Genomic DNA, 24,209 nt, shown 5'->3' on the forward strand with positions numbered 1-24,209 from the left:
CTTTGTAGGCAGTAAGCGTGGGCTGATGCCCAGAGTGGGAAAAGTAGAACTAAAAAACAATTATCAAACCTGAATAACCTTATGGCAAGATTTGCGCATTTTTTTATCAAGTACAAGCATGAGTTCGCCCCGCATCACTGGGAAGATCGCCAGCGACACTTGGGCAGCCTCTTCGAAGAGGACTCGAGTATCGACTTCCGGCTGGGCGAGGGTGAAACGCAGAAAGTGTTCAACCACCGAGTGTATCACCTGTTGTCGGCACCCGAAATCATCGTGATGCAGTTCGCCAACAGCATCGACATCCCCATCGAGAAGCATTACGAGCCCAGCGTGGCGAGAGACGAGCCTTCGTGCTTCGTAGTCATCGACAACCGAAGTGGCCTTCGCACCGTCGCCATACACCGCCGCAAGAAGGCATTCGGCAATCCGCAGCAAGTGGCGCGCATCCTCTCCTGAACCATCAACGCCAGGCTCTTCGCCGATTATTGCTACACGATCGACATCCTGCCCAGCTACTACGCAGAAGACCTCTTCAAGACGTGGACACGGCTGCAACATCACTCGCAAAACCTAATCTTCAGTGCGCCTGAGGGGCTGACGGAGAGCGAGATCTTGCAGCGAGTGGACCGGTTGAGGGGCGAGGGAAAGGAGTATTTCGACGACTCGCTTATGTCGCTCGTGCTGCCACTGGCGTTGGCTGCCAAGAGGGACAATTACAAGTCACTCTACACGGTGATGCCCGAGGAGTCGAAGACCGCACTTTATGTTGACAAGACATCTGTCTTCATGAAGAACCTGCTCACGCTGAGCCGCGCCACCGATACCCCTGTGGAGCTGATTACCAGTGACGGTGCCCACTACTCTTGTCTCATCGACTCCGAAGAGACTCTCTCCGACAAGATTGTAACCCAGGAATTCGATGCCGTCCTGCTGGAGTGCCTCTTTCATGGCACCGACAAGGAGGGTGCACCGCTGGAGCAGGTGAAACGCATAGAGCTGGAAGCCAAGGTGATAACGATGATGAACAGCATCAAGCACGAGTCTGAGGACGAGGAGTCTCGCTCTCTTCTGGGAGATTCGTTGGTAAATCGAGTAAACTAAAAAATAAATGATAGAACGACTTACACCTCATCAGGCTCGTCCCTTGCGCCGCCGGATGCTTTCCGATACGGTCTATGTAACCTTCCACGATGCCTTGAAGGCGTGGTACAAGGAAGGTAAGACCCACCTCACGCCTCAGGAGATTTGCCTCTCGGCAAAAAACCTTTGTGATGTGATACTCGGGCTTCCCGATGCGCAAGAGGGCATCGATGACGAACTGGAAGACTTGGAGGAGGAGGCTTCCTGTATCACTGAGACCTCTGGCGACGTCGGCGCTGCTGCCGATGCAATGCTTATCGAGATGGTGGCAGCCTCGATGTTAGTCGCCTTGTCAGCGAAGCAGGGCCAGGCATCAGGGAAGATACTTGAGAAGTCAAACTTGCAGTCTGTCATCCTCTGCATCATGAAAAGGTGGTGCCACCATGAACTGTTCGATGCCCTGCTCGACGAGGGATGCAAGAAAGAAGAGGCCCGGTTTGCGGAAGGAAAGCGGGCCGACTTGTTGCGTTATGAGCTGATGGAGTGGAAGCGGGAAGAAGGTGAGAACCCTGATGCAATGCGACAGTTCATAAATCAGCTGCTCACCCCGGTATACGGCAGGAGCGTGGAGACCATCAAGGAGATGCTGCTCTTGCTGAACAGATACAACATCGAGCACCATCACCTGCTCGACGTTCCGTTGCTCGAACTCTACAAGCGGCTCGACGGAGAGTCCAAGGGCGTAAGTGCAGGAGGCGACAACTGTGGCATCATGACCGGGGGTGACCTGAACGCAGGATTCCATCTCACCAACTCTCAGGTGGAGATGCTGGCAAAGGCTATCGCCGCCAAAGAAACCCAACCTCTTTTACAAAAACGATAATTATGGCAATCAATATCAATGGCAACAACTATGGCATAGCTGTCGATGGCAACCTCACCATCGAGCATGTGAACTTCGGATTTGGAGGCGGCGTCCAGTCGGCCTCGGGCATCCACCGGGAGGAACTTACCGACTCCCTGCGCAACTGCATCTTCGACACCAGGCTCTTCGACTCTGACGATAAGCTGAATGCCTTGCTCGGTGAGATTGCCAGGAGCATCGACCTTGGCGAGTACAACGCCATCTACGGTCCTAACGAGCATGGCAGAATCAACCCTTCAGTCAAGAACGAATGGTATTATATCTTTGAGGCCTTGCTGGAAGCTGGCGTGTGCCGACAATCTGTGGGCGACAAAGAGTTTGTGGAGCAGATGATGGAATGGTTCCCTATGGTGTTTTCCTATGATACTCCCGAGGAAATGAAGTCGATGACCGACAAATTGCGCAAGTCTGTCTCTCATGAACGCACCTTGTGGAAATACGGCGAATCCAAGGAGGTAACCAGGCTGAAGGACATGTGGGCAAGGCGCAATCAGCTCGGTATCGCCTACGAGAAGGTGAGCCGATTCTACGAGATAGCCTACAGGGGACTGTACGTGCGGCTCGTGGAGATGAAAGAGGAGTTGAATTGCATAAAATAGCTTAATTTATAATGATTATCGCAAAAAATAATGTATATTTGCTGCAAAATTCGGTGAATTTATGAAGAAAACAAGATAAAAGATGTCTTAGACAGGTATGTTGTAGAACTTCTGATAATAAAATATTATTTGAATATGGGCATAAGCAAAAAACTTACAGAAGAGGACATCAAGTTCCGCTATATCAACGAAGCCATCACAAGCAAGGGATGGTCAAAGGATAGTATATTCATGGAACAGAAGGTTAAATTTACAGATGGTAAAATTAGCCTTCATGGTAATCTTGTGCATAGAGAGAAACCGAAGTTTGCCGACTATGTACTTTATGCAAATAAGGCAACACCCATTGCTATTGTAGAAGCAAAGGATGCTAATCATTCTGTTTCTCATGGATTGCAACAAGCCATGACCTATGCCCAAATGCTTGATGTGAAGTTTGCATACAGTTCAAATGGTGAAGGTTTTGCCGAACATGATTTCTTGACAGGCAAGGAACGCACTTTTGCTATGGACGAATTTCCAACAAAAGAAGAACTTATCGAAAGATATAAAAATGAGGCTAACGATGGAAACGGACTTAATGAGCAAGAGTTGTCTGTCATTGAGCAGCCTTTCTGCACAGGTCAGAACATTTTTCCGCCACGATATTATCAGCGCAATGCAGTAAACCGCACAGCTTGTGCCATTGCCAAAGGACAAAACCGTGTGCTCCTTGTCATGGCAACTGGCACTGGCAAGACATATACTGCATTTCAGATTGTATGGCGTTTACTTAAAAGTGGTTTAAAGAAGAAAGTGTTGTATCTTGCAGACCGCAACATATTGGTTGACCAATCCATACAGCAGGACTTCAAACCCTTGGAAAAGGTAACGCACAAGATAGACTACTCAAAAGACAAGAACCACTTGGAAGAATTGGGGTCTTATCAAGTGTTCTTTGCACTCTATCAACAGTTGATTGGACAGAATGATGCCAAAAACTATAAGGAGTTGTTTCCTAATCCAGACTATTTTGACCTTGTTATCGTTGATGAGTGTCATAGAGGTAGCGCAAAGGATGATAGCAACTGGCGAAACATCTTGGAATACTTTTCTTCGGCTACTCATATAGGTATGACAGCCACACCTAAAGAAACAAAATATCAGTCAAGTATTGGCTACTTTGGTGAACCAGTCTATACTTACAGTCTTAAAAACGGAATTGAGGACGGTTTCCTTGCTCCTTTCAAGGTAATCAACATCACAACCAACATTGGCGATGAGTGGAGACCGACAAAGGGACAAATGGATATATACGGCAACGAGATAGAAGACCGCATTTATAACAACAGCGACTATGACTATAACATTGTCATAGAAGACCGCATAAGGGAAGTCGCGCAAGAGATAACCAACTATCTGAAAAGCACTGACCGCATGGCTAAGACAATTGTGTTCTGTGCCGACGAAACACATGCGGAGCGTATGCGTCTGGCATTGACCAATGCCAATGCTGACATGTGTAAGAAAAATCCTGACTATGTGGTTCGTATAACTGGTAGTGATGAGTATGGTAAAGGCAAACTGGATTACTTTATTTCAGTATCTTCGGAATATCCTGTCATTGCAACAACCAGCAAACTGCTTTCTACCGGTGTGGATTGCAAAATGGTAAAGCTGATAGTGCTTGACCAACAAATCGGCTCTATGACAGAGTTCAAACAGATAATTGGTCGTGGCACTCGCCTTCGTGAGAAAGAAGGAAAGACATACTTCACTGTAATGGACTTCCGCAACGTGACAAGATTGTTTGCAGACCCAGATTGGGACGGACCGATTGAAATTGATCCCAACTATCCACCCAAGCATAAAGAGCCAAAACAGTATGTATTTCCAGATGAAGACGACGAACCTAAAGGCCCGAAAGAGCCTGACCCCAAACCACGACCAAAACCGATTGTTGCCAAGGATGGTTGTCAAGTGATGGTCATTAACAAGGTAGTTTCTGTCTATGACACAAATGGTAAGTTGCTTCGCACGGAAAGCATTACCGACTATACAAAGAAAAGTATCATAGACACATACGCTACGATTGATACATTCACTTCCAAGTGGCAAGAAACCAAGAAAAAGTCAGATATTGCTAAAATGCTTGAAGACAGTGGTATTGATCTTGCAGCATTGAAGCACGACCAAGATATGGACGATGTGGATGATTTCGATTTCATCTGCCATATAGCCTACGGCAAGAAAACACTTACACGACATGAACGTGCCGAACAAGTGAAGAAACGAGACATATTCAGCAAGTATGGTGAACAGGCACGACTTGTGCTTGAAGCCTTGTTGGATAAGTACACCAAGGAAGGCGTGTCAGAATTGGAAAGTCTTACTGTGCTTGAAAATGACCCGTTCCGCAAATTGGGTTCAAAGGCAAACATCGTGAAGTTCTTTGGTGGCAAGCAAGGCTATCTTGATGCCGTAAAGGAACTGGAACAAAACATATATAGTATAGCATAAAGTAAAAACAAAATATGAGTTTATCAAATTTCGTAAAACGAGTACGCAATATCATGCGCAATGATGCCGGTATCAATGGCGATGCGCAACGCATAGAACAAATGGCATGGATGCTTTTTCTGAAAGTTTATGACGAGAAAGAGAATGACTGGGAGCTAGACGATGATGATTACAAGTCTATTATTCCAGAAGAATGCCGTTGGCGCAACTGGGCGCATGATGACGGAAGCGGTAATGCCTTGACAGGTGATGAGCTGCTTTCGTTTGTCAACAACACATTGTTTGTGGAGCTCAAGAAGATAGAGGTAACACCTGATACGCCAATTCGTCAAGCTATTGTAAAGACCACCTTTGAGGATGCCAACCAATATATGAAAGACGGAGTTCAACTTCGTCAAGTGCTGAATGTGATTGACGGTTTGAACCTTGGTGACTATGAGGAAAGTCATGCTTTCGGTGAGATATACGAGACTATTCTCAAAGAAATGCAGTCGGCAGGTTCCTCTGGTGAATTCTACACCCCAAGAGCCTTGACCGAATTTATGGCAGAGATAGTCAATCCGCAGATTGGTGAAAAAATGGCTGACTTCGCCTGTGGTACGGGAGGTTTCATCACCAGCTGGTTGGCCGAATTGGATAAGAAGGTCAAGACAGCTGACGACCGCAAAGAATACAACCAGTCTGTGTTTGGCATCGAAAAGAAACAGTTCCCATATATGTTATGTGTAACAAACCTATTGCTGCATGGTATTGACACGCCATTGGTATATCACGACAACTCGCTTACAAAAGATGTACTCAACTATACAGACGGAGACAAGTTTGATGTTGTGTTGATGAACCCACCATACGGTGGTAACGAGAAATCGGATGTCAAGTCACACTTCCCTTCAGATATGCGCAGTAGCGAGACTGCTGACTTGTTTATGGTTCTCATCATGTACCGACTGAAGAAGAATGGCCGTGCAGCAGTCATTGTTCCAGACGGTTTCCTGTTTGGAGCGGACAACACAAAGATAGCCATTAAGACAAAGTTGCTCAGGGATTTCAACTTGCACACCATTATCCGTTTGCCAGGCAGCATCTTTGCGCCCTACACTTCCATTGCCACGAACATTCTGTTCTTCGATAATACCAGTGCGGAGGGTGCTCCAGAGGGCTATTCTACAAAGGAAACGTGGTTCTATCGTTTGGATATGCCAGAGGGTTACAAGCATTTCTCCAAGACAAAGTCCATGAAGTCGGAACATTGCGACCCAATCCGTGAGTGGTGGAACGACCGTAAGGAGATTATTATTGCTGATGGAGACGAGAAATCACGCTGCTATCCTGTACAGGAATTGATAGATTCTGATTGCAACTTCGACTTGTGTAAGTTCCCGAAAGAGGATGAGGAAATCTTGCCTCCTGCCGAACTGCTTGCCGACTATTTCAAGAAGCGTAAGGCTCTTGATCATGAGATAGACAAGACATTGGCAGAGATACAGCGTATATTGGGGATTGAGGTGAAGGTAGATGAATTGTAATATGTGGGACGGTGTTCCACAAATCTAAAAGATTGGCATGGAGAATAAAGGCATGACAAACATAAATGATGCTGCCTATCAGAAGTTGATAGACAACATAACCACGCTATGGGGTGAGGCGAAGTTAAAAGCGGTCAATGCTGTCAATACAGAATTGCTTGAAGCAAACTGGCAGACAGGTAAATACATTGTGGAGTTTGAGCTTAAAGGTAAAGATAGAGCAGAGTATGGAAAACATTTGCTCATGAATCTTTCAAAAGATTTGACTATTAGAAATGGCAAGGGGTTCAACCGTACTAATCTCACTTATATGCGTAAGTTCTATTTGGCTTTTCCAATTTTGGGGACAGCGTCCCCAAAATTGACATGGAGCCATTACTATGAACTACTAAAGTGTGATAATTCTCTCGAAATGAAGTTCTATTTTAATGAATGTATTAAGGAAGGCTGGAAAGTTCGAGAACTGAAAAGACAGATGAAAAGTTGTCTATTTCAGCGACTTGCACTAAGCACAGACAAGGCAGGAGTTCTTGCTTTGGCTAACGAGGGGCACCAAGTGCAAACTCCGCAAGACATCATCCGTGACCCTTTCGTGCTTGAATTTGCAGGACTTCCCAAACAGAAACGCTATAAGGAGAGTGACTTAGAAAAGGCTCTTAAAGACCACATGGAGCAGTTTCTTTTGGAAATGGGACGTGGTTTTGCATTTGTGGGTAGACAATACTCCATGCAGATAGGAAGCCGACAGTTCAAGGTGGATTTGGTATTCTACCATTGTATCTTGAAATGCTATGTGCTGATTGACCTGAAGCGAGCAGAGATAAAGCATGGTGACATCGGGCAGATGAACCTCTACCTTAACTATTTCAAAACAGAAGTATGTCAATCTGACGATAATCCACCAATTGGCATAGTTTTGGGAGCAAGAAAAGACGAACTTCTGATGGAGTATGCCTTGGAGGGTATAACCAATCAATTGTTTGTGGCACGTTACCAACTTTATCTGCCAAAGCGTGAAGAACTGCAAGCGCAACTTGACAAGTTGTTGGACGAAGCAGAGTAACAACAATAAAATAAGGACATTTCGATTTTATAGCATGATTATGAAAAGTAATATTGGAATACAAATCATTTTGTCTATTGTACTGACTATGTGCAGTGTCAATATAAATGCACAAACGGTTGGATATACATATCGACCTTTGGCTGCCGAGGGATGCAACATGAAATATAGCGTTGCAAAGCAGGATACGGCATATTACATTATCGCAACCGTAAAGTCAGACAGACTGAATTTCCTAAAAGAATCAACCATGTTGTTGAAAACATTCGATGGTGAAGTTATTAAACTTTATGGTTCTCAGATTGGTAGCGGTTCTGAAACGGCAGGCATTGTTTCTGGCAATATAGTCCTTCCTGTGACAGAAATCAGTTCTACAGCTCAATTCAAGATAAGTCCACAACAATTTGAGTTGTTGAAAAAAGGCGTGGCTAAGATAAGGTTATCTACCATACCTATTGAGCATGAGCGGACATTTGCCAAAGATAAAATAGGCAAGAAACTTTATCAGTTTTTCTTGAAGCAGAAGAATAAGGACAATGATTTCTAACGATAGAAAATTATAATGAACGGAAAGCAATTAAAGAATAGCATATTACAATGGGCGATACAGGGAAAACTTGTACCGCAAGACCCTAATGACGAACCTGCAAGCGTTTTGCTTGAAAAGATTCGTCAGGAGAAAGAACGCTTGATCAAGGAGAAGAAAATCAAGCGTGACAAGAACGCATCCATTATCTACCGTGGTGAGGACAATTCCTATTATGAGAAGATGCTTGCTACGGGAGAGGTGAAGTGCATTGATGAGGAAGTGCAGTTTGAGATACCCAAGGGGTGGGAATGGTGCAGATTGGGAGAAATATCAACTTATGCACAAACAAAAAGAAAAATCAACGCATCAAATGCCGATTCTCAATTGTGGGGATTGGATTTGGAGGATATAGAAAAAGGAGGAAGACTACTGAATATCAAGACTGTTGGTGAGCGAAAAGCCATCGGTGACAAGACAATATTCAACCGTGGTGATATTTTATATAGCAAACTCCGTCCATATTTATTAAAGATACTCGTTGCACCCGAAGGAGGTATTTGCACTCCCGAAATCATACCCTTCACTTGCTATGGCAATATATGCAAAGATTATATTGTTAGCTTTTTGAAATCACCTTACATAGATGATTACATTAATTCTGCAACGTTTGGTGTAAAAATGCCTCGTGTAAGCACAGGAACAATGACGTCTCTGTTAGTTCCACTTCCACCTCTTTCGGAGCAGTTTCGTATTGATACAAAAGCAAAGGAGTTGATGCCATATATAGATGAGTATGGAAAAGCGCAGGATAAACTTAATAAGTTAAATGAAGAACTTTCCAATACTATTCGTAAGAGCATCCTTCAAGAGGCTATTCAAGGAAAACTTGTTCCACAACTTGCAGAGGAGGGTACAGCTCAAGAACTGCTTGAACAAATAAAGGCAGAGAAGCAAAAACTCGTCAAAGAGGGCAAGCTAAAGAAGTCTGCCCTCAACGATTCTGTTATCTTTCGTGGTGACGATAACAAGTATTGGGAGAAGAAAGGCGCAACGTGTGAGTGTATTAATGAGGATATACCTTTTTATATACCGATAAGTTGGGCTTGGGTACGTTTGGAAACAATCCTTAGTATTGGCTCTGCTCGTAGAGTTCATGCAAAGGACTGGAGACAAGCGGGAATACCATTCTATCGAGCGAGAGAAATTGGCAAATTGGCTGATGATGGTTTTGTTGATAACGAACTATACATAGATCTCTCTTTGTATGAAGACTTTTCTTCAAGTGGAGTTCCTTTGCCAAATGACCTAATGATTACAGCTGTGGGGACTTTGGGAAAAGTGTATATCGTCAAAAAAAATGATAGATTTTATTACAAAGATGGAAGTGTACTTTGCTTGACTAACAAGTATGGACTCTGCGCAGAATATCTAAAAATGGTAATAGAATCACCTTTCTTTAAGGGACAATACAGACAAGAATCACAAGGAACAACAGTTGCAACATTGACAATGGTTCGCTTACAGAAGTATTTTATTCCCTTACCACCATTGCAAGAACAATATAGAATTGTAGAAACGTATAGGAATATAGCAAGTATTATGAGCAGGTAGGGAGCGAAGTAACTGAGATTGAACTTCCTTTTGATTTTCCAAGTACTTGGTCTATTGCTCGATTAAATGCTGTTTGCCAACTTACAGACGGCTTGAAAACCATTGGCAAGCAATGCTTGTTAGATGCAAAATACTTACGTGGTAAAAGTTCTGAAACTATAGTGGAACAAGGTAAACTTGTATATAAAGGCGACAATATAATGCTTGTGGACGGTGAAAACTCTGGTGAAGTTTTCATCGTTCCACAAGACGGTTATATGGGTAGCACGTTCAAGCAATTATGGATAAGTTCCTCTATGTACAAACCTTTTGTCTTGGCTTTTATACAATTTTATAAGGATACTTTGCGCAATTCAAAGAAAGGTGCTGCTATTCCACACCTCAACAGGGAGCTTTTCTATGGTCTTATAATTGGCATTCCGCCATTTCAAGAGCAGAAAAGAATAGTCCAAAAGATAGAGTTGTCAGCACAACTCTTGAAATAACTGGCTTATTTTGAAAGCAATACGCTCTTGTTCCTTTACAGGTGGTATCGGAATTAGAAAATCATTGAATTTGTTTTGGGTTAGTTGATTGATTGTGGTTGTATTACTCACATCTCTCAACTGCCCAAAGAACAAATCAGACTGCAAATAAGCAAACATATATTCGTAAATAGGAGTTTTACATATTGCCATAAATGCGCCAAATGTCATTGGCTCTGGCAAATTCCTTATAAGAGCCGATTTTCCAACTAACCGTTTGCTCCCATTTCTTGCACAAATTATAATGTCATTCTCTTCTATTAGCAATTTTTCTGATATGGAAGAACTTACTCTTACAATATCATCTAATGCTAACTTGCCATTTCGTATATTACAGGAACGTAATACGATAGTTCCTTTCTTGTCAATATCAGTCGGTTTATACGTTAGACCAATATAAGAGTTTGATACATTACGAACTCTACACCATTCCCAACTACTTGGGATTTCAAAGGGAATTTGCTCAGTTATATCCAAGCATTTTTTGCCTATCTGCTCATAATACTTGTTATCATCACCACGGAAGATAACAGAATCGTTGAGGGCAGTCTTCTTTAGCTTGCCTTCTTTCACGAGTTTCTGCTTCTCTGTCTTTATTTGTTCAAGCAGTTCTTCCGCTGTACCTTCTTCAGCTATTTGTGGAACGAGTTTCCCTTGAATAGCCTCCTGTAGAATGGATTTGCGTAATTTGTCTTTAATTTCCGAATTAAGTTTGTCTTGTAAAATTTGACCATCGCTATATTTTTCCACCAAGGGTAACAGATATTGTATTTTCTCGACAATTCGATACTGTTCTGCCAATGGTGGTATAGGCATCAAATGAGAAACTAATTTTTCTCTTGAAATGTTTGGCTGCGCACCACCTTCTCCTTTTTTTATAAAGTCAATTTGACTACCCATCAGAAAGAAAAACAGAAAATAGTTGTAAATGCCAAATGGAGTGCAAGCGCAACAAGCTTGATTGGTTGTAAGTTCCTTGCCAACAATAGCTACTTTACCTATAGTTGCACCATACATAGCAATAAGAACATCACCGATTCGATTCATTCTTAATGAACATTTTTGTAATGCTTTTTTTGTAACCTTTATTTCTGAATCATAGACAATACCATTATTCAATTCTCCAGTTCTTAACCATAATATAGACCCACCATAATAATCGGGATTACCCTTTGCTGGTGTGGCACCTGCCCCCCAATCGCCAATACTTCCCATTCTGCACCATTCCCACCTCTGTGGTATCTCAAATGGTATCTCCTCATCAATGCACTTCACCTCCCCAGTAGCGGTTATCTTCTCATAATAGGAACTCATAGAACAAATCCATGCCTATTTATATGGACAACTTTATGTTTCACTAATAAACGAATAGAAATGGAATTAGACAAATTTGAAGAGTTCCTAAGCCAAGGTAATATGGCTAAGAACACGATTTCGGCATATATGTATGCCGTGAAGGAGTTTGGCTCTCGACACAAAGAGTTGAACAAGAAAAACTTGTTGGTTTACAAGACCTACTTGATTGAGACTTACAAGCCAAAGACGGTGAACCTCCGTATTCAGGCGTTGAACAAGTATCTTGTATTTGTAGGCAAGGTGAAGCTCCGTTTGAAGTCGGTCAAGGTGCAGCAGCGTTCGTACTTGGAGAATGTCATCAGCAATGCCGACTACACTTTCTTGAAGAACAAGTTGAAGAAGGAAGACAACTTGGAGTGGTACTTTGTGGTGCGTTTCTTAGCTGCGACTGGTGCCAGAGTGAGCGAACTTGTGCAAATCAAGGTTGAGCACGTGCAAGTAGGCTATTACGACATCTACACCAAGGGTGGTAAGATACGGCGTATTTATATCCCCAAGACATTGCGCACAGAAACAGAAAAGTGGTTGCAGACACTCAACCGTACAAGTGGCTATCTCTTTCTCAATCGCTTTGGCGAGCGCATCACGACAAGAGGCATATCACAGCAGTTGAAGAACTATGCGGTGAAGTATGGCTTGAATGAAAAAGTGGTGTACCCTCACTCGTTCCGCCATCGTTATGCCAAGAATTTCTTGGAGAAGTTCAACGACATTGCCCTGCTTGCCGACCTCATGGGACATGAAAGCATAGAGACAACACGTATCTATCTACGAAGAAGTAGCTTGGAGCAACAGGAAATAGTTGACAAGGTTATCACTTGGTAAAATGCCAATAATGGTTCATAGAAATAAGAGTAGAAAGAAATGCAGGTCTCTTTCTGCTCTATTCATGTAAAACGTATGACATCAATACATATAGGCTTACATAAGTCTTTGTATTGATACTTCTTTGTTAAATAAACATAACATTCGTTAGACTCTTTGTTGGACGAATGAGACGAAAAGATATGCAATGATTAGACTGATTAGACCAGCTGATCATTGCATATTTTTTTCTTTTGACATCCTTTTTTTTCGCTTTACCTTTGCTCATGGATTTCAGAACCATCGCCGAGTTCTGAAGTTCGTGGACATTCCTGTGTATGCCATGTTGTAAGTGGGACATAAGAATGATATTGCCATCCACTCGCTCTTTGACAAGGTTGAAACAACAAGAATGATGGTCTTTTGCCATGAAAATCACATTTCGTATTAGAAATATAGTATTAACCATTTCAATATTTATAGCTTATGAAAAAAACTAATGTACAGGATGTCGGTAGCAAGGCTGCTGCCAACATGGTGGCATCTAAAGCTGCCAATCATGAGAATGCCGTCCCGGTGATGGTATTTGAGTGCTCTGAGTTCGGATGCATCCGCATCTTGACCGACGAAAAAGGCGAGCCTCAGTTTTGCGGAAATGACGTGTGCAAAGCTCTTGGATATGACCAGGCCCGCAAAGCTATCTTGCGCCATGTGAAGCCTACTGACGGTACGAAACGTACCGCGAGTGTGACTATACGAAGAAACGGATCTGTGTATGAACAAAAACGCAGTTTGCATTTCGTCAACGAGAGCGGATTCTATGCGCTGGTGCTTGGCTCGAAGCTCCCCACAGCGCAGCGGTTCAAGCATTGGGTCACCTCGGTGGTGCTGCCGCAAATTCGCAAGACGGGCGGGTTCATTCCGCTCCACGAAGGCGAGAGCGATGAGGCGGTCGTCCGCAAGACTGAGGAGATCCTTCGCAAGACGCTTCGGGAAAAAGATTCCTTCATAGCCCAGCAGAACAAGCTCATCAGCGAGCAGAAAGTGCTCTTGGAACAAAAGAACAGACGAATCGCTGAGCAGGATGTGGAAATCGACCGACTGCTGCCCAAGGCTCTCTACACCGACAGCGTGCTCGAAAGCATCTCGTGCTACACCACCACGCAGATAGCCAAGGAATTGGGGATGACGGCGCAGGAACTGAACCGCTGGCTCTGTGCTGAACGGATTCAGTACTACCAGAGCGGACAGTATATGCTCTATGCCGACTATGCCCACCGCGGACTGGCGAAGAGCCGAACCCACTATGACCTCTTTGTGGGAAGAGACACCGTGCTAACCCGCATGTACCTCGTGTGGACGGAGAAGGGACGGGAGTTTATTCATCTGAGGGCTAAAGGAGTTAGGGAGTTAAGGAGTTAAGGAGTTAAGACAACAGTCCTTGTGGGTGTTTCATTACACAAACTTCCCTTAACTTCCGAAAATACGAAACTTCAATTACAAACTAAACATTAAAAAAACATGGAAACAATGATCATGAAAGTAGTGATGCAGGGAGAGACTTCCCTCGTCGATTCGCAGAAGAGTGAGAACGGGAAACTCGCCAAGTGCAACATCGTGTTGCAGGAGTTTGGCGGAAAGTTTGAAAACCAGTTTGCCGCGGTGATGCTTGGTAAGGACGCACAACTTAGGTTCTATGCCGGAGAGGTGGTCGTGGTGAAACTGCGCTTTCAGACCCATGAGTATCAGGGACAGGTGTATCAGGACATCCTGGTGCAGGACATCGAAAAAATGATTAAACATTAAATACGAAACAACCATGGCTTTTGGAATATCACAAAGCGTAAGGAGCAGGGAGGTGCAAGTATGCACCCCCGAGCTCTTCCACCAGGCTACTAAGAGCAGCAGGGTGAAGGACGTATGCGCACAGATAGAGGATGCACTGGAGCGCAAACGCCGGGGAGAGATAGGGCAGGAAGACTACGACACGATGAAGACACGGCTCAAGAGCCAGTTGCCCATACTCACGCCCCACGCCACCTTTCGCAATGGCCGACGACTCAATGCTGACGCCATACCCAGCGGACTCAGCATCTACGACAAAGACCACATCGCCGACCCTACGGGATGGTGGAAAGCGAAAAGTGAAGAACTGAGAGTGAAGAATCCTCAGGTGCTGGCGAGAATACTGCTCGTGCACGTCACACCGTCGTTGGAGGGCCTCAGGCTCGTTTTCGTCATGCCAGAGGGCATGAACCTGGCAGAGGCTCAGAAGTGGATGTCGCAACAGCTCGGCGACGAGGAGTACGACGTGTGTGTGAAAGACCTGGCACGCCCGTCGTTCATCGTGCCCGAAGACTACATCCTCTTCATCGACGAGGCACGGCTCTTCGCCCCCTTGCGAAGCTCTTCCGGCATGGACGAGAGAGGCTCCAACGGTGATGCTGCTTCTCAGGCGAATACCAGCGTAAATATCAACCCTAATCCTAAACTTAACAAAAATGAATCCGAACATGACCTTAACCCCCAAGTTGCAACGAATCAAGAACATCGACCTGAGAGCGATAATAGCTCTGCTGCTCTTCCTGCTGGCCCTGCTGTTGAGCATGCCCAGTCTGCTAATCATGATTGTGCTGATGATCATCATCTCGGCAATCATGGAGTGGATCAAGATCATGGCGGAGAGGAGAGACGACAAGACTTCGCCCAAGAATACGACGGAATCTCCTACGAGGAGATAACAAGCAAGCTCGTAGAACTGCTCGGAGGGGAGCCACAGCACGGTTCGCGCAACTCGTTTATCTTCACACTGAGCTGCTATCTGCGCTATCTGTGCGACGACAACGCCACGTGGATCAAGCAGGTGATTCCCACCTTCGGCGAGGAGAAGAAGCGAGCCTTCACCACCGTCGACAGCGCTTGTCAGAGAAAGCAGTCGCACCGCATGCCGATGATTGTGCGCAAGGCCATCAGCCTGTGCCAGGAGGAGAGGGCAAGGGGGAAAGCCGCCGACTATGATGCCGACGAGTTTGGCGACATCCTGAACCCCGACTCCTACTTCTATCGCATACACGAGATGCCTCAGAAACTGCCCCGCCTCATCCGTCTGCTCGTGAGCAAGACGCCCGCCATCTATCAGCCTGCCGTGTCGCAAGCCGTCTTCCCAGCACTGGCAAGCCATCTGTGCGACACCCGCTTCCGCTACATCGACAACGTGGAGCATGAGGCCACGCTGATGAACATCCTCTGTGCTCCCACGGGAAGCGGCAAGGAGAGCATCACCCAGCCCATCAACCGCATCATGGCAGACATCAGGGCACGCGACGCCGAACAGCGTGAGCGGGAGAGGGCTTGGAAGGACGAATGTAACCGCAAAGGCTCCAACAAGGACAAGCGTGAACGCCCCGAAGGACTCGTCATCCAGGAGGTGAACATCGACATGACCAACCCTGCCTTCGTGCTGCGTATGAAGGAGGCTGAACGGCACTTCCTCTATGCCAAAGTGAATGAGCTGAACCTCTTCGATGCCCTCAAGGGCAAGACCAACCAGCACTTCCGCATCATGGAGCTGGCTTTCGACCTGGGCAACTATGGACAGGACCGAGTGGGCGTGCAGTCGGTGACCGAGACTGTGAAGGTGCGCTTCAACTGGAATGCCTGTTGCACACCGAAGAAGTGTCGTGACTATTTCCGAAGGGTGGTGACCGACGGACCCGTGAGCCGCATCTCGTTTGCCACCATCGAGCGACGCCCGTGCGGATCGGAGATTCCCGTCTATGGCTCCTACGATGCCTCCTTCGACGAGGAACTGAAACCCTACATCGACAACCTGTTGAAGGCCCGCGGACTGGTGGACTGCCCCCAGGCTCTCCGGCTCGCCCGCAAGCTGATGGAGGAGAATGCTGAGTTTGCCCGTCTGTCGCAGAACTATGTGTTCGAGAACCTTTCCTTCCGTGCCAACGTCATCGCCTACCTCAAGGCCTGTGTGCTGTATGTCGCCAACGGCATGAAGTGGGAGAAGTCGATAGAGGACTTCGTGCGCTGGAGCGAGCGTTACGACCTGTGGTGCAAGCTGAAACTCTTCGGACAAATGATCTACGATGCCGATGGCGAGCAAGACAAGGTGAGCCGCACAGCACCCAACGGTCCTAAGAACCTGCTGTCGCTCTTGCCCGACGAGTTTACCATGGACGACTACGTGAAGGTGCGGCGTGCTCAAGGCTTCGACAACGACAACGCCAGGCGCATCAGGGATGCCATACACCAATGGGTGCACCGTGGATATGTGGCTAAGGTGGTAGGTGCTGACACTGACACTGACAGTCCGATTTTCCGCAAGGTGAAGTTCTTGAAAGGATGAGAGTTTTTCATAAAAACACTAAACATTAAACGTTATCTTAGAGATGGAAATCATATTGAAACGCATAGCCAAGAGAGCTACTTACACCATCGGCCGACTGTATATCCTGTCCGATGGAAGTGTGGAACGAGAGTTGATACCCGGCAGGAGGAGGGAAGACAAGCGCACTGTGCGCTGCCGTGTGGACGAGAGCCTGCTCACCACAGAGCATTACTTCTGCGACACCCTGGAGCCTACATGGCGCAACCTGCTGGGCATTCCGCTTGCCCCGAGGGAGGTGGATGCTCGCCACGGCAGGGTGTCGGGCAAGATGGCCCGCAAGGTGCAGGGCAAGACGGCTATCCCCGAAGGCTCTTACACCGTGGTGGTGAGCAAGTCGCCACGATTCAAGAGATGGTTGCCCCTACTCGTGGGCGTGCCCCTCTTTGAGGGCATACGCATCCATGCTGGCAACTATCCTGACGACACGCAGGGCTGCATCCTGGTGGGCGAAAACAAAATGGTGGGCATGGTGGTGAACTCGCAACAGCGGTTGCGCCAACTCATCGACCTCATCACCCAGGCTCAGCAGAACGAAGAGAGCATCTGGATCACCGTGGTGTGAAGGGGAGGTCGTATAATTTCAGAACGCTCCTGAGCGTTTAGGCTTGCCTGTCTCGGTGAGGGGCAGGTGGTCGATGTGCAGAAACTCCCGTGGCACCCAGTATTTGGGCAGGGTGTTTCTGCATATTTCTTCAATGTGGGTCAGGTCGGCCGACTCGGTGAGGAGGATGGCTTTTTCGCCCAGCATCTCATCTTGTTTCTTGACGATCATGAAGGGCGCCGACAGGTGCGGACGCAAGGTTTCCTCCACCTCCTCTATCTGAATCTTGATGCCTCCACTGCACACCACGTTGTCCTTGCGGCCCTTGATGCGGAAGAGCGTCTTGCCCGTGCGGTCGTCGGTGCGTAGCTGGGCGATGTCGTTGGTGGCAAGGGGTTCGGCACATACCTCGGGGGCGTCGATGACAAGGCATCCGTCGGCATTGAGGCTTATGCCTACGCCGTCGAAGGGGGTGTACCAGAGGCTGGCATCAGGACCATTGAGGCGGCGCAGGGCGATGTGCGACAGGGTCTCGGTCATGCCATAGGTGCTCCATACGGCATTGGGCAGGGGCTTGATTATCTGTGCCAACTCGTCGCTGATGGCTCCTCCGCCTATGATGAGGTGACGGATGCGCATGAGCCGTTCGCGCTCGCAGGGCACTTTCAGGGTGTTGTACACCTGCATGGGCACCATGGCGGCAAAGGTGAAGCTGGGCAGGGCATCGTCGGCCAGGGGATGGCTGCTCGGACGCACGGTGGTGAGCCGAAGGTCTCGCTGGAGGCTTCGCACCACCATCATCTTGCCTGCGATATAGTCGAGGGGCATGCAGAGCAGGGCGGTGTCGCCCGGCTTCAGTCCTAAGAAGTCGCAGGTGATGCGGGCTGAGTTGAGCATCCGCCTCTTCTCCACCATCAGGGGCTTGGGTTTGCCCGTAGATCCGCTGGTGTGTACCAGAATGCGAGGGTTGTCATTGTGCCATTCGGCAAGAAATTCGTTCAGTTCCATAAGGGGAATGTTTTCCGAAATCAACCATTAACAAAGATCTTCTCTCCTCTGATTTCCAAAGGCATGGGAATGTTGTCGGTGAAGAGTTGACCGGTGCCAAGGCCCTGAGGCATGGAGACCCCGGGACCATAAGTCTTGGCGCAGAAATGGGCGATGGCACTGAGACCTACGTTGCTTTCGAGTGCTGATGTTATCCAACTGCCGATGCCACGCTCTTGAGCCAGTTCTATCCACTCTCTGCAACCATACATGCCTCCGTGGAGCGAGGGCTTCAGCACGATGTACTGAGGGTGTATGGTGTCGAGCAATGCCTGCTTCATCGATCGTACGTTCACGCCGATGAGCTCCTCGTCGAGGGCGATGGGCAGGGGTGACTCACGGCACAGGGCAGCCATCTTGGGCCACTGGTGCTGGCGTATGGGCTGCTCTATGGAGTGGATGTCGTACTGTGCCAGGGCTTCCAGTCGGCTCATGGCGTTTTCGGGCGTGAAGCCACCGTTGGCATCCACGCGCAACTCTATCTGCTCCTTGCTGTACACCTGGCGTATGCGCTTGATGAGGTCGAGCTCCTTGAAGAAGTCGATGGCGCCAATCTTCAGTTTCACGCAGTGGAATCCGCTCTTCAGCTTCTCCTCCAGTCGGGCGAGCATCTCGTCGTAGGTGCCCATCCATACCAGTCCGTTGATGGTGATGCCCTCCTCGCCCCGTGCGAAGGGCGTGTCGTAGAGGCTTGCCAGGTACGTCGCCCATGCCGGCACATCGATAGCGGGGCACTGACGGAAGAAGTCGGCAAAGGCGGTCTCCAGTCCGAAGGTGATGCTGGGGTAGGCACGTATCATGTCGTAGGGTATGCGCCCCATCTGTTCCACCATCTGGCACACCTGTCGGAGCGTGAGCTCGTATTCGGGCTTGGCGTCACAGCTCAGGTCGGGCAGGGTGGCACATTCGCCCACGCCCCTGATGCCCGGATGTTCTGCCGAGGTGAGGGTGAGGTAATAACTGTGCCGGGTGGTGTAGACGCCCCGTGAGGTTCCGGCAGGCTGCTTGAAGTGGAGCGTGCGCTCCGATATGTCGATCTTGTACATCTTTATTTTTTCTTCAGCTCATAGAGGTCCTTGCGGCGGTCGCGCAGGTTGCGCACGGCACCATAGGTGTGGAGCTCGTTGAGCAGGTTGAGGTCAACGTCGGATACGAGAATCATCTCGGTGTTGGGCGTAGCCTCCGATCGCTTGCCGTCGTTGGGGAAGGCAAAGTCGCAAGGCGTGAACACGGCACTCTGAGCATACTGTATGTCCATGTTGTGCACACGGGGCAGGTTGCCCACACTGCCCGCAATGGCCACATAGCACTCGTTCTCGATGGCACGGGCCTGGGCGCATACACGCACACGGGAGTAAGCGTTCTGGGTATCGGTCATGAAGGGCACGAAGAGTATCTGCATGCCGTCTTGAGCCATGAGGCGTGAGAGCTCGGGGAACTCCACGTCGTAACAGATCACGATGCCTATCTTGCCACAGTCGGTGTCGAAGGTCTGGATGCGGCTTCCGCCTGTAAGACCCCAGCACTTTTGCTCGTCGGGGGTGACATGAATCTTCTCGTACATGTCCACACTTCCGTCGCGTCGGCACAGGAAGCCCACGTTGTAGAGGGCACCGTCGTCCTTGACGTAAGGCATGCTGCCCGTGATGATGTTGATGTTGTAGCTGATGGCAAGCTCACGGAACCGGTCGCGTATCTGCTCGGTGTACTGTGCCATCTGTCGGATGCTCTGTGCCTCGCCCATATTGTTGAACTTAGCCATCAGAGGGGCATTGAAGTATTCGGGGAAGAGGATGAAGTCGCTCTTATAGTCGCTCACCGAATCGACGAAGAATTCCACCTGCTCGAAGAGGTCGTCGACGGAGGCATAGGGGCGCATCTGCCACTGCACGAGACCGATGCGCACGGTGGGCTTGCGGTCTACATAGGAGTCCGTAGGTGGCTGATAGTAGATGTTGTCCCACTGCAACAGGGTGGCGCAGTGTTCGCTCTCCTCGTCGCTGGGCAGATAGTTGCGTATCACACGGCGCACGTGGAAGTCGTTGGACAGCTGGAAGGTGAGCACGGGGTCGTAGATCTCACGACTGCGCACTTTCTCGATGTACTCCTTGGGGCGCATCTGGTCGGCATACTTGTGATAGTTGGGTATGCGTCCGCCAAACATGATGGCCTTGAGGTTGAGTTTCTCGCACAGCTCCTTGCGGTATTCGTACATGCGTCGGGCCAGTCGGAGGCCACGATAGTCGGGGTGGATAAAGACCTCGATGCCATAGAGGATGTTGCCGTTGGCATCGTGGGTGTTGAAGGTTTCATTGCCTGTCACCTGAGCATAGGTGTGGTCGCCCTTCACCATGTTGTAGTTGACGATGATAGAGAGGGCGCAGCCCACGATCTTGTCGTCGACGATGATGACTACCTGACCTTCGGGAAAGATGGTAATGAGCTTTTTGATTTGAGAACGTGTCCAGAAAACGTCCGAGTCGGCATAAATGCGCTTGAACGATTTCGCCAGTTGGTCGTAATCCTCCATGTGGAGGTTGCGCAAACTTACTTTTTCGATTTTGCGTGTTGAGTCCATTGTTTTCTACTGTTATTGACTTATTCGGGTGCAAAATTACAGCAAAAAACTGATATAGAGAAGGAAAAGAGAAAGTTTTTATAATCTAACTCAAGTTTCGCAAGTGGGGAAGTTAGCCTAAAATCCACATTCTGCCTGTGGGATAGCCTCGTTGTGGTCGTTGAGGTAGAGCAGAGGGGCGGGACGATAGGCAGGGCTCGCCAACGACTCGTGCTCTTGGCGGAAGCGCGTACTGATGCCCCCGATATTGAGCATGGTGTGGAAGGCGGAACGGCTGCTCTGTGCCTGCTTGTGGCGGTTGGCGGAGAGGGCCTGTGCCACGGCTGGCTCCTGATGCTGGAAGCTCTGCGATGTCCATACCAGGAAGGGCACATGCAACTCGTACTCCGAAGCTCGGGGCGAAGCATGAAGGAAGAGCTTGTGACTGTCGTCGAAGATGTTCTCGCCATGGTCGCTCGTATAGAGCATGGCGCTCATGCCTCCGTGTGCTCTCAGGCGCTCTATCACCCCACTGAGCACAAGGTCGGTGTAGCGGATGGTGTTGTCGTAGGCGTTGATGAGGTCGGGACGGTTTTCCTTCTTGGCCTCGCAATGCGTGTCGGGCTGGAAATGCGCCATCTGTCGGGGATAGCGGTCCATGTAGTTGAAGTGAGAGCCATAGGTGTGGAGCACGATGAATTCCTTCTTGCGTTTCCGGCCCAGTATCTTGTCGAGGATGGGCAGCAGGTCGGCGTCATAGTAGTTGCCGTCCTTGCCCGGGGCTTCGGCCAGCTCACGGCCAGCGGGGTTGGCATCGCCCGTCTTGAGGAAGAGCCACTGGTCGGCCTGTTCGCCCAGGAAGTCGATGAACGAGTGGTTGGGGCGCTGATTGCTCAGAAACACGGTGTGGAAGCCTGCCTCACGGAAGGCCTGCAGGATGCCTTTCTCGTGGAAGAGACGCTCGAAGTCGGAGGCCGAAGCCTGCGAGAGGAGCATGGGCACACTCTTGTGGGTGGTGTTCGACTGGGTGGTGACATCGCTGAACGTCACCAGTCCCGGGGTCTTGCTGAGCCGTGGATTGGTGTCGCGCTGATAACCATAGAGACTGAAGTTCATGGCTCGTGCCGTCTCGCCTATCACCATGACGTAGACCTCACAGGAGTCCTCGGGATGGGACGGCCTGGCATCGAAGCGGAAACGGGCAGATGCCTCCTTGTAGTGGATGGAGGCGTTGTTGCGCTTCACGGCAAGGTAGAGGTTATAGAACACGTTGACGGGGTAGAGGTCGTTGAGCACGCTATATTGTGGGGCGTGATGGTCGTCGAGCTGTGTGTTGTCGGAAGGACGGGAGAGACAGGCCGTGGCAACAAGGATGCATCCCACGATGGCCAAGGCTGAAGCCCACAGGGCATATCGCTTTCTGAGGGCAGAGGACAGCACGGGTGCCTTCTTGCTCCGTATGGACACCACGCCCAGGATGAGCAGGGGCAGATAGAGGATGAAGACACTCGCCACGCCAGGAATGAGGTTGTCGAGCAACTCCATGGCCTCGCCAGGATTGGTGGTTACGAGGTTGAGGAACATATCCACGGCTATGACGCCCTTGCCGAAGAGATAGAGCAACACGATCTGGAAAGCCGCAAAGAAGATGATGGGGAAGAGCCACCACACCATCTTGCCCGGCTTGCGACAGATGCTCATCAGAGCCATGTAGACACCAAAGGGCAGCACGGTGTTGGCAAGGGCTGCCCATGTGCTGAGGTGCTCGGTGAAACAAAGGGCCACATTGGGCACGGTAAGCGCGATGACGGCATACCAGTATATGATTTTGTTGAATGATTTCATGTTGTGTGTTGTTTGCTTTTAGAACGCCTCGTTGATATTGAAGAGGAATCCTCTCTGTCCGCCCTTGCCGAAACCATAGTCGAGACGCACGTTGACGTTCTTCTTGAATTCCCATCGATAGCCCACACCAAAGTTGGGCAGGATGTGACGGCTTCTCATCTGGCTGAACTTGGGGAAGACGGTTCCTGCGCCTATCCAGGCCGTGAGCGAGTTGCGTTTCCACACGTGCTGGCGAAGTTCGACAGTGGCTTCTATCATGTGCTTGTCGCGATATCTTCCCTCGTAATATCCGCGCAGGGCATTGCTGCCTCCTGTCTGTGCCATCATGCCCCATGAGGGATTGCCAAAGTTGAGTGTCGAGCGTACATCTTCTGCCAGTACGGCTCCTCGCCAGGGTTGCTGGTAGGCGTTGAGCTGCAGTTCGGTGGTGCTGAAGGCATAGTCGTTGCCCATGAAGCGCGGACGGAACATCTGGGTGAGGTTCACGTAATAACCCCGGTGGGGATAGGTGAGGTTGTCACGGTTGTCGAACATGAAGGTGAATCCCACGCCATAGTTGTCGGTATGTCGGTCCATTCCCGCCAAGAGCTCGGGGCGCTCTATGTCCTTGCCGATGATGTAGTCGTAGGCCACGGAAGGACCGAGGAAGAGGTTGCTGCCAAGGTTCCACAGGAAGCTTCCGTTCACGTGCACCTGCCATCGCTTCATGTCGCTCTCGTTGTCGTCGTTGTCGCCCATGTCGTATCCCATTCCCCAGAACTTGCAGGGGAAGGAATAGAAATAGAGCGTGTAGACGGCACGGTAACGGTCGTGGGGGAAGATGTGGGTTCCGCGCACACCGAGCAGATAGAAGCCCACCGTGCTGACATCGCCAAAGAGCGACACATTGGAGGGGAGGAGGAGCGTGTCGGCTGGGTCGGAGCGATAGATGCCTGCTGCCACTAAGCCTAAGCCCAACTTGGTGTCGGTGGCATAGTGTGGGCCTCCGATGATGCTGAAGTCGAACCGCTTGTCGTTCTTCTTGTTGGCATCGTTGAAGTAGTCGAGAAAACGGGTGATGAGCGATTTCTTCTTCTCGTCCGCCTTCTCGTCCGTCTTCTTCACTTCCGCCTTCGCTTCCACCTTCACTTCCACATTTTCGTCCACCTTTTTTCCTATTTTTACCTCCTCTTTTTCCATCCCGGTATGTGGCGTGAAGGTAGAGTCAGCCTCCCCTGCCATACCAAGAGTAGGCAAGAGAAGGCATGTAAGGCATGAGAGTAGAAGCTGCTTCATGTGTTATGTATATAATAAGGGGTGTT

Annotated in this window: 21 protein-coding genes; 15 read left to right on the forward strand and 6 right to left on the reverse strand. The window is 48.8% G+C overall.

The annotated features are described in order from the left end of the window. Positions 1-81: 81 nt before the first annotated feature. The 10 genes from P3T48_RS08920 (at position 82) to P3T48_RS08965 (ending at position 10,317) form a co-directional block, all read left to right on the forward strand. Positions 82-456: a hypothetical protein gene (locus P3T48_RS08920; RefSeq protein WP_276506458.1), complete on the forward strand. Its 375-nt coding sequence runs from the start codon at positions 82-84 to the stop codon at positions 454-456. Between the two features lie 165 nt (positions 457-621). Then, complete coding sequence (locus P3T48_RS08925; RefSeq protein WP_276506459.1) at positions 622-1,101, forward strand: hypothetical protein; 480 nt, start codon at positions 622-624, stop codon at positions 1,099-1,101. Positions 1,102-1,108: 7 nt separating this feature from the next. Then, positions 1,109-1,963, forward strand: coding sequence for a hypothetical protein (locus P3T48_RS08930; protein ID WP_276506460.1), 855 nt, complete (start codon positions 1,109-1,111; stop codon positions 1,961-1,963). A 2-nt stretch (positions 1,964-1,965) separates the two neighbouring features. Then, positions 1,966-2,604: a hypothetical protein gene (locus P3T48_RS08935; protein WP_276506461.1), complete on the forward strand. Its 639-nt coding sequence runs from the start codon at positions 1,966-1,968 to the stop codon at positions 2,602-2,604. Positions 2,605-2,739: 135 nt separating this feature from the next. After that, complete coding sequence (gene hsdR / locus P3T48_RS08940) at positions 2,740-5,103, forward strand: EcoAI/FtnUII family type I restriction enzme subunit R (RefSeq protein WP_276506462.1); 2,364 nt, start codon at positions 2,740-2,742, stop codon at positions 5,101-5,103. 14 nt (positions 5,104-5,117) lie between these two features. Next, positions 5,118-6,629 (forward strand): class I SAM-dependent DNA methyltransferase, encoded by a 1,512-nt coding sequence (locus P3T48_RS08945; RefSeq protein ID WP_276506463.1) that lies wholly within the window; start codon positions 5,118-5,120, stop codon positions 6,627-6,629. 37 nt (positions 6,630-6,666) lie between these two features. Further along, on the forward strand, positions 6,667-7,692 hold the full coding sequence (locus tag P3T48_RS08950) for a PDDEXK nuclease domain-containing protein (protein ID WP_276506464.1): 1,026 nt from the start codon (positions 6,667-6,669) through the stop codon (positions 7,690-7,692). 40 nt (positions 7,693-7,732) lie between these two features. Beyond that, positions 7,733-8,239 (forward strand): hypothetical protein, encoded by a 507-nt coding sequence (locus P3T48_RS08955; protein ID WP_005680002.1) that lies wholly within the window; start codon positions 7,733-7,735, stop codon positions 8,237-8,239. Positions 8,240-8,254: 15 nt separating this feature from the next. Further along, positions 8,255-9,832, forward strand: coding sequence for a restriction endonuclease subunit S (locus tag P3T48_RS08960; protein ID WP_276506465.1), 1,578 nt, complete (start codon positions 8,255-8,257; stop codon positions 9,830-9,832). A 17-nt stretch (positions 9,833-9,849) separates the two neighbouring features. Then, the gene (locus tag P3T48_RS08965) at positions 9,850-10,317 is read left to right on the forward strand and encodes a restriction endonuclease subunit S (RefSeq protein WP_276506490.1); all 468 of its coding nucleotides are present in this window, start codon (positions 9,850-9,852) and stop codon (positions 10,315-10,317) included. Here the strand turns inward: P3T48_RS08965 and P3T48_RS08970 are convergent. Continuing rightward, a complete protein-coding gene (locus P3T48_RS08970; protein WP_443217181.1) occupies positions 10,297-11,571 on the reverse strand; it encodes a restriction endonuclease subunit S in 1,275 nt (424 codons plus the stop codon). The genes P3T48_RS08965 and P3T48_RS08970 overlap by 21 nt on opposite strands. 159 nt (positions 11,572-11,730) lie before the next feature. On the opposite strand from P3T48_RS08970, the gene P3T48_RS08975 reads away from it, so the two are divergent. The 5 genes from P3T48_RS08975 to P3T48_RS08995 all read left to right on the forward strand — a co-directional run bounded on the left by P3T48_RS08975 (position 11,731) and on the right by P3T48_RS08995 (position 17,480). Next, the gene (locus P3T48_RS08975; protein ID WP_276506467.1) at positions 11,731-12,537 is read left to right on the forward strand and encodes a tyrosine-type recombinase/integrase; all 807 of its coding nucleotides are present in this window, start codon (positions 11,731-11,733) and stop codon (positions 12,535-12,537) included. Positions 12,538-13,002: 465 nt separating this feature from the next. Further along, a complete protein-coding gene (locus P3T48_RS08980) occupies positions 13,003-13,938 on the forward strand; it encodes a phage antirepressor (RefSeq protein ID WP_276506468.1) in 936 nt (311 codons plus the stop codon). A gap of 99 nt (positions 13,939-14,037) precedes the next feature. Then, positions 14,038-14,322 (forward strand): hypothetical protein, encoded by a 285-nt coding sequence (locus P3T48_RS08985; protein ID WP_276506469.1) that lies wholly within the window; start codon positions 14,038-14,040, stop codon positions 14,320-14,322. Positions 14,323-14,335: 13 nt separating this feature from the next. After that, entirely contained in the window at positions 14,336-16,876 is a 2,541-nt protein-coding gene (locus P3T48_RS08990; protein WP_276506470.1) for a VirE protein, read from the forward strand. A 43-nt stretch (positions 16,877-16,919) separates the two neighbouring features. Continuing rightward, positions 16,920-17,480, forward strand: a complete 561-nt coding sequence (locus P3T48_RS08995; protein ID WP_276506471.1) for a DUF5675 family protein — start codon at positions 16,920-16,922, stop codon at positions 17,478-17,480. Between the two features lie 18 nt (positions 17,481-17,498). Here P3T48_RS08995 and P3T48_RS09000 read toward each other — a convergent pair whose 3' ends face one another. From P3T48_RS09000 to P3T48_RS09020, 5 genes are all read right to left on the reverse strand, one after another. Then, positions 17,499-18,467, reverse strand: coding sequence for an AMP-binding protein (locus tag P3T48_RS09000; protein WP_276506472.1), 969 nt, complete (start codon positions 18,465-18,467; stop codon positions 17,499-17,501). A 20-nt stretch (positions 18,468-18,487) separates the two neighbouring features. Further along, positions 18,488-19,552 (reverse strand): o-succinylbenzoate synthase, encoded by a 1,065-nt coding sequence (locus P3T48_RS09005; RefSeq protein WP_276506473.1) that lies wholly within the window; start codon positions 19,550-19,552, stop codon positions 18,488-18,490. Between the two features lie 2 nt (positions 19,553-19,554). Beyond that, positions 19,555-21,084: a carbon-nitrogen hydrolase family protein gene (locus P3T48_RS09010; RefSeq protein WP_022253247.1), complete on the reverse strand. Its 1,530-nt coding sequence runs from the start codon at positions 21,082-21,084 to the stop codon at positions 19,555-19,557. A 117-nt stretch (positions 21,085-21,201) separates the two neighbouring features. Next, positions 21,202-22,908, reverse strand: a complete 1,707-nt coding sequence (locus P3T48_RS09015) for a phosphoethanolamine transferase family protein (RefSeq protein ID WP_276506474.1) — start codon at positions 22,906-22,908, stop codon at positions 21,202-21,204. 18 nt (positions 22,909-22,926) lie between these two features. Then, on the reverse strand, positions 22,927-24,183 hold the full coding sequence (locus P3T48_RS09020; RefSeq protein ID WP_276506475.1) for a BamA/TamA family outer membrane protein: 1,257 nt from the start codon (positions 24,181-24,183) through the stop codon (positions 22,927-22,929). Positions 24,184-24,209 lie beyond the last annotated feature (26 nt).

Source organism: Segatella intestinalis, assembly GCF_029348455.1.
In the GTDB taxonomy this organism is placed as follows: Bacteria; Bacteroidota; Bacteroidia; order Bacteroidales; family Bacteroidaceae; genus Prevotella.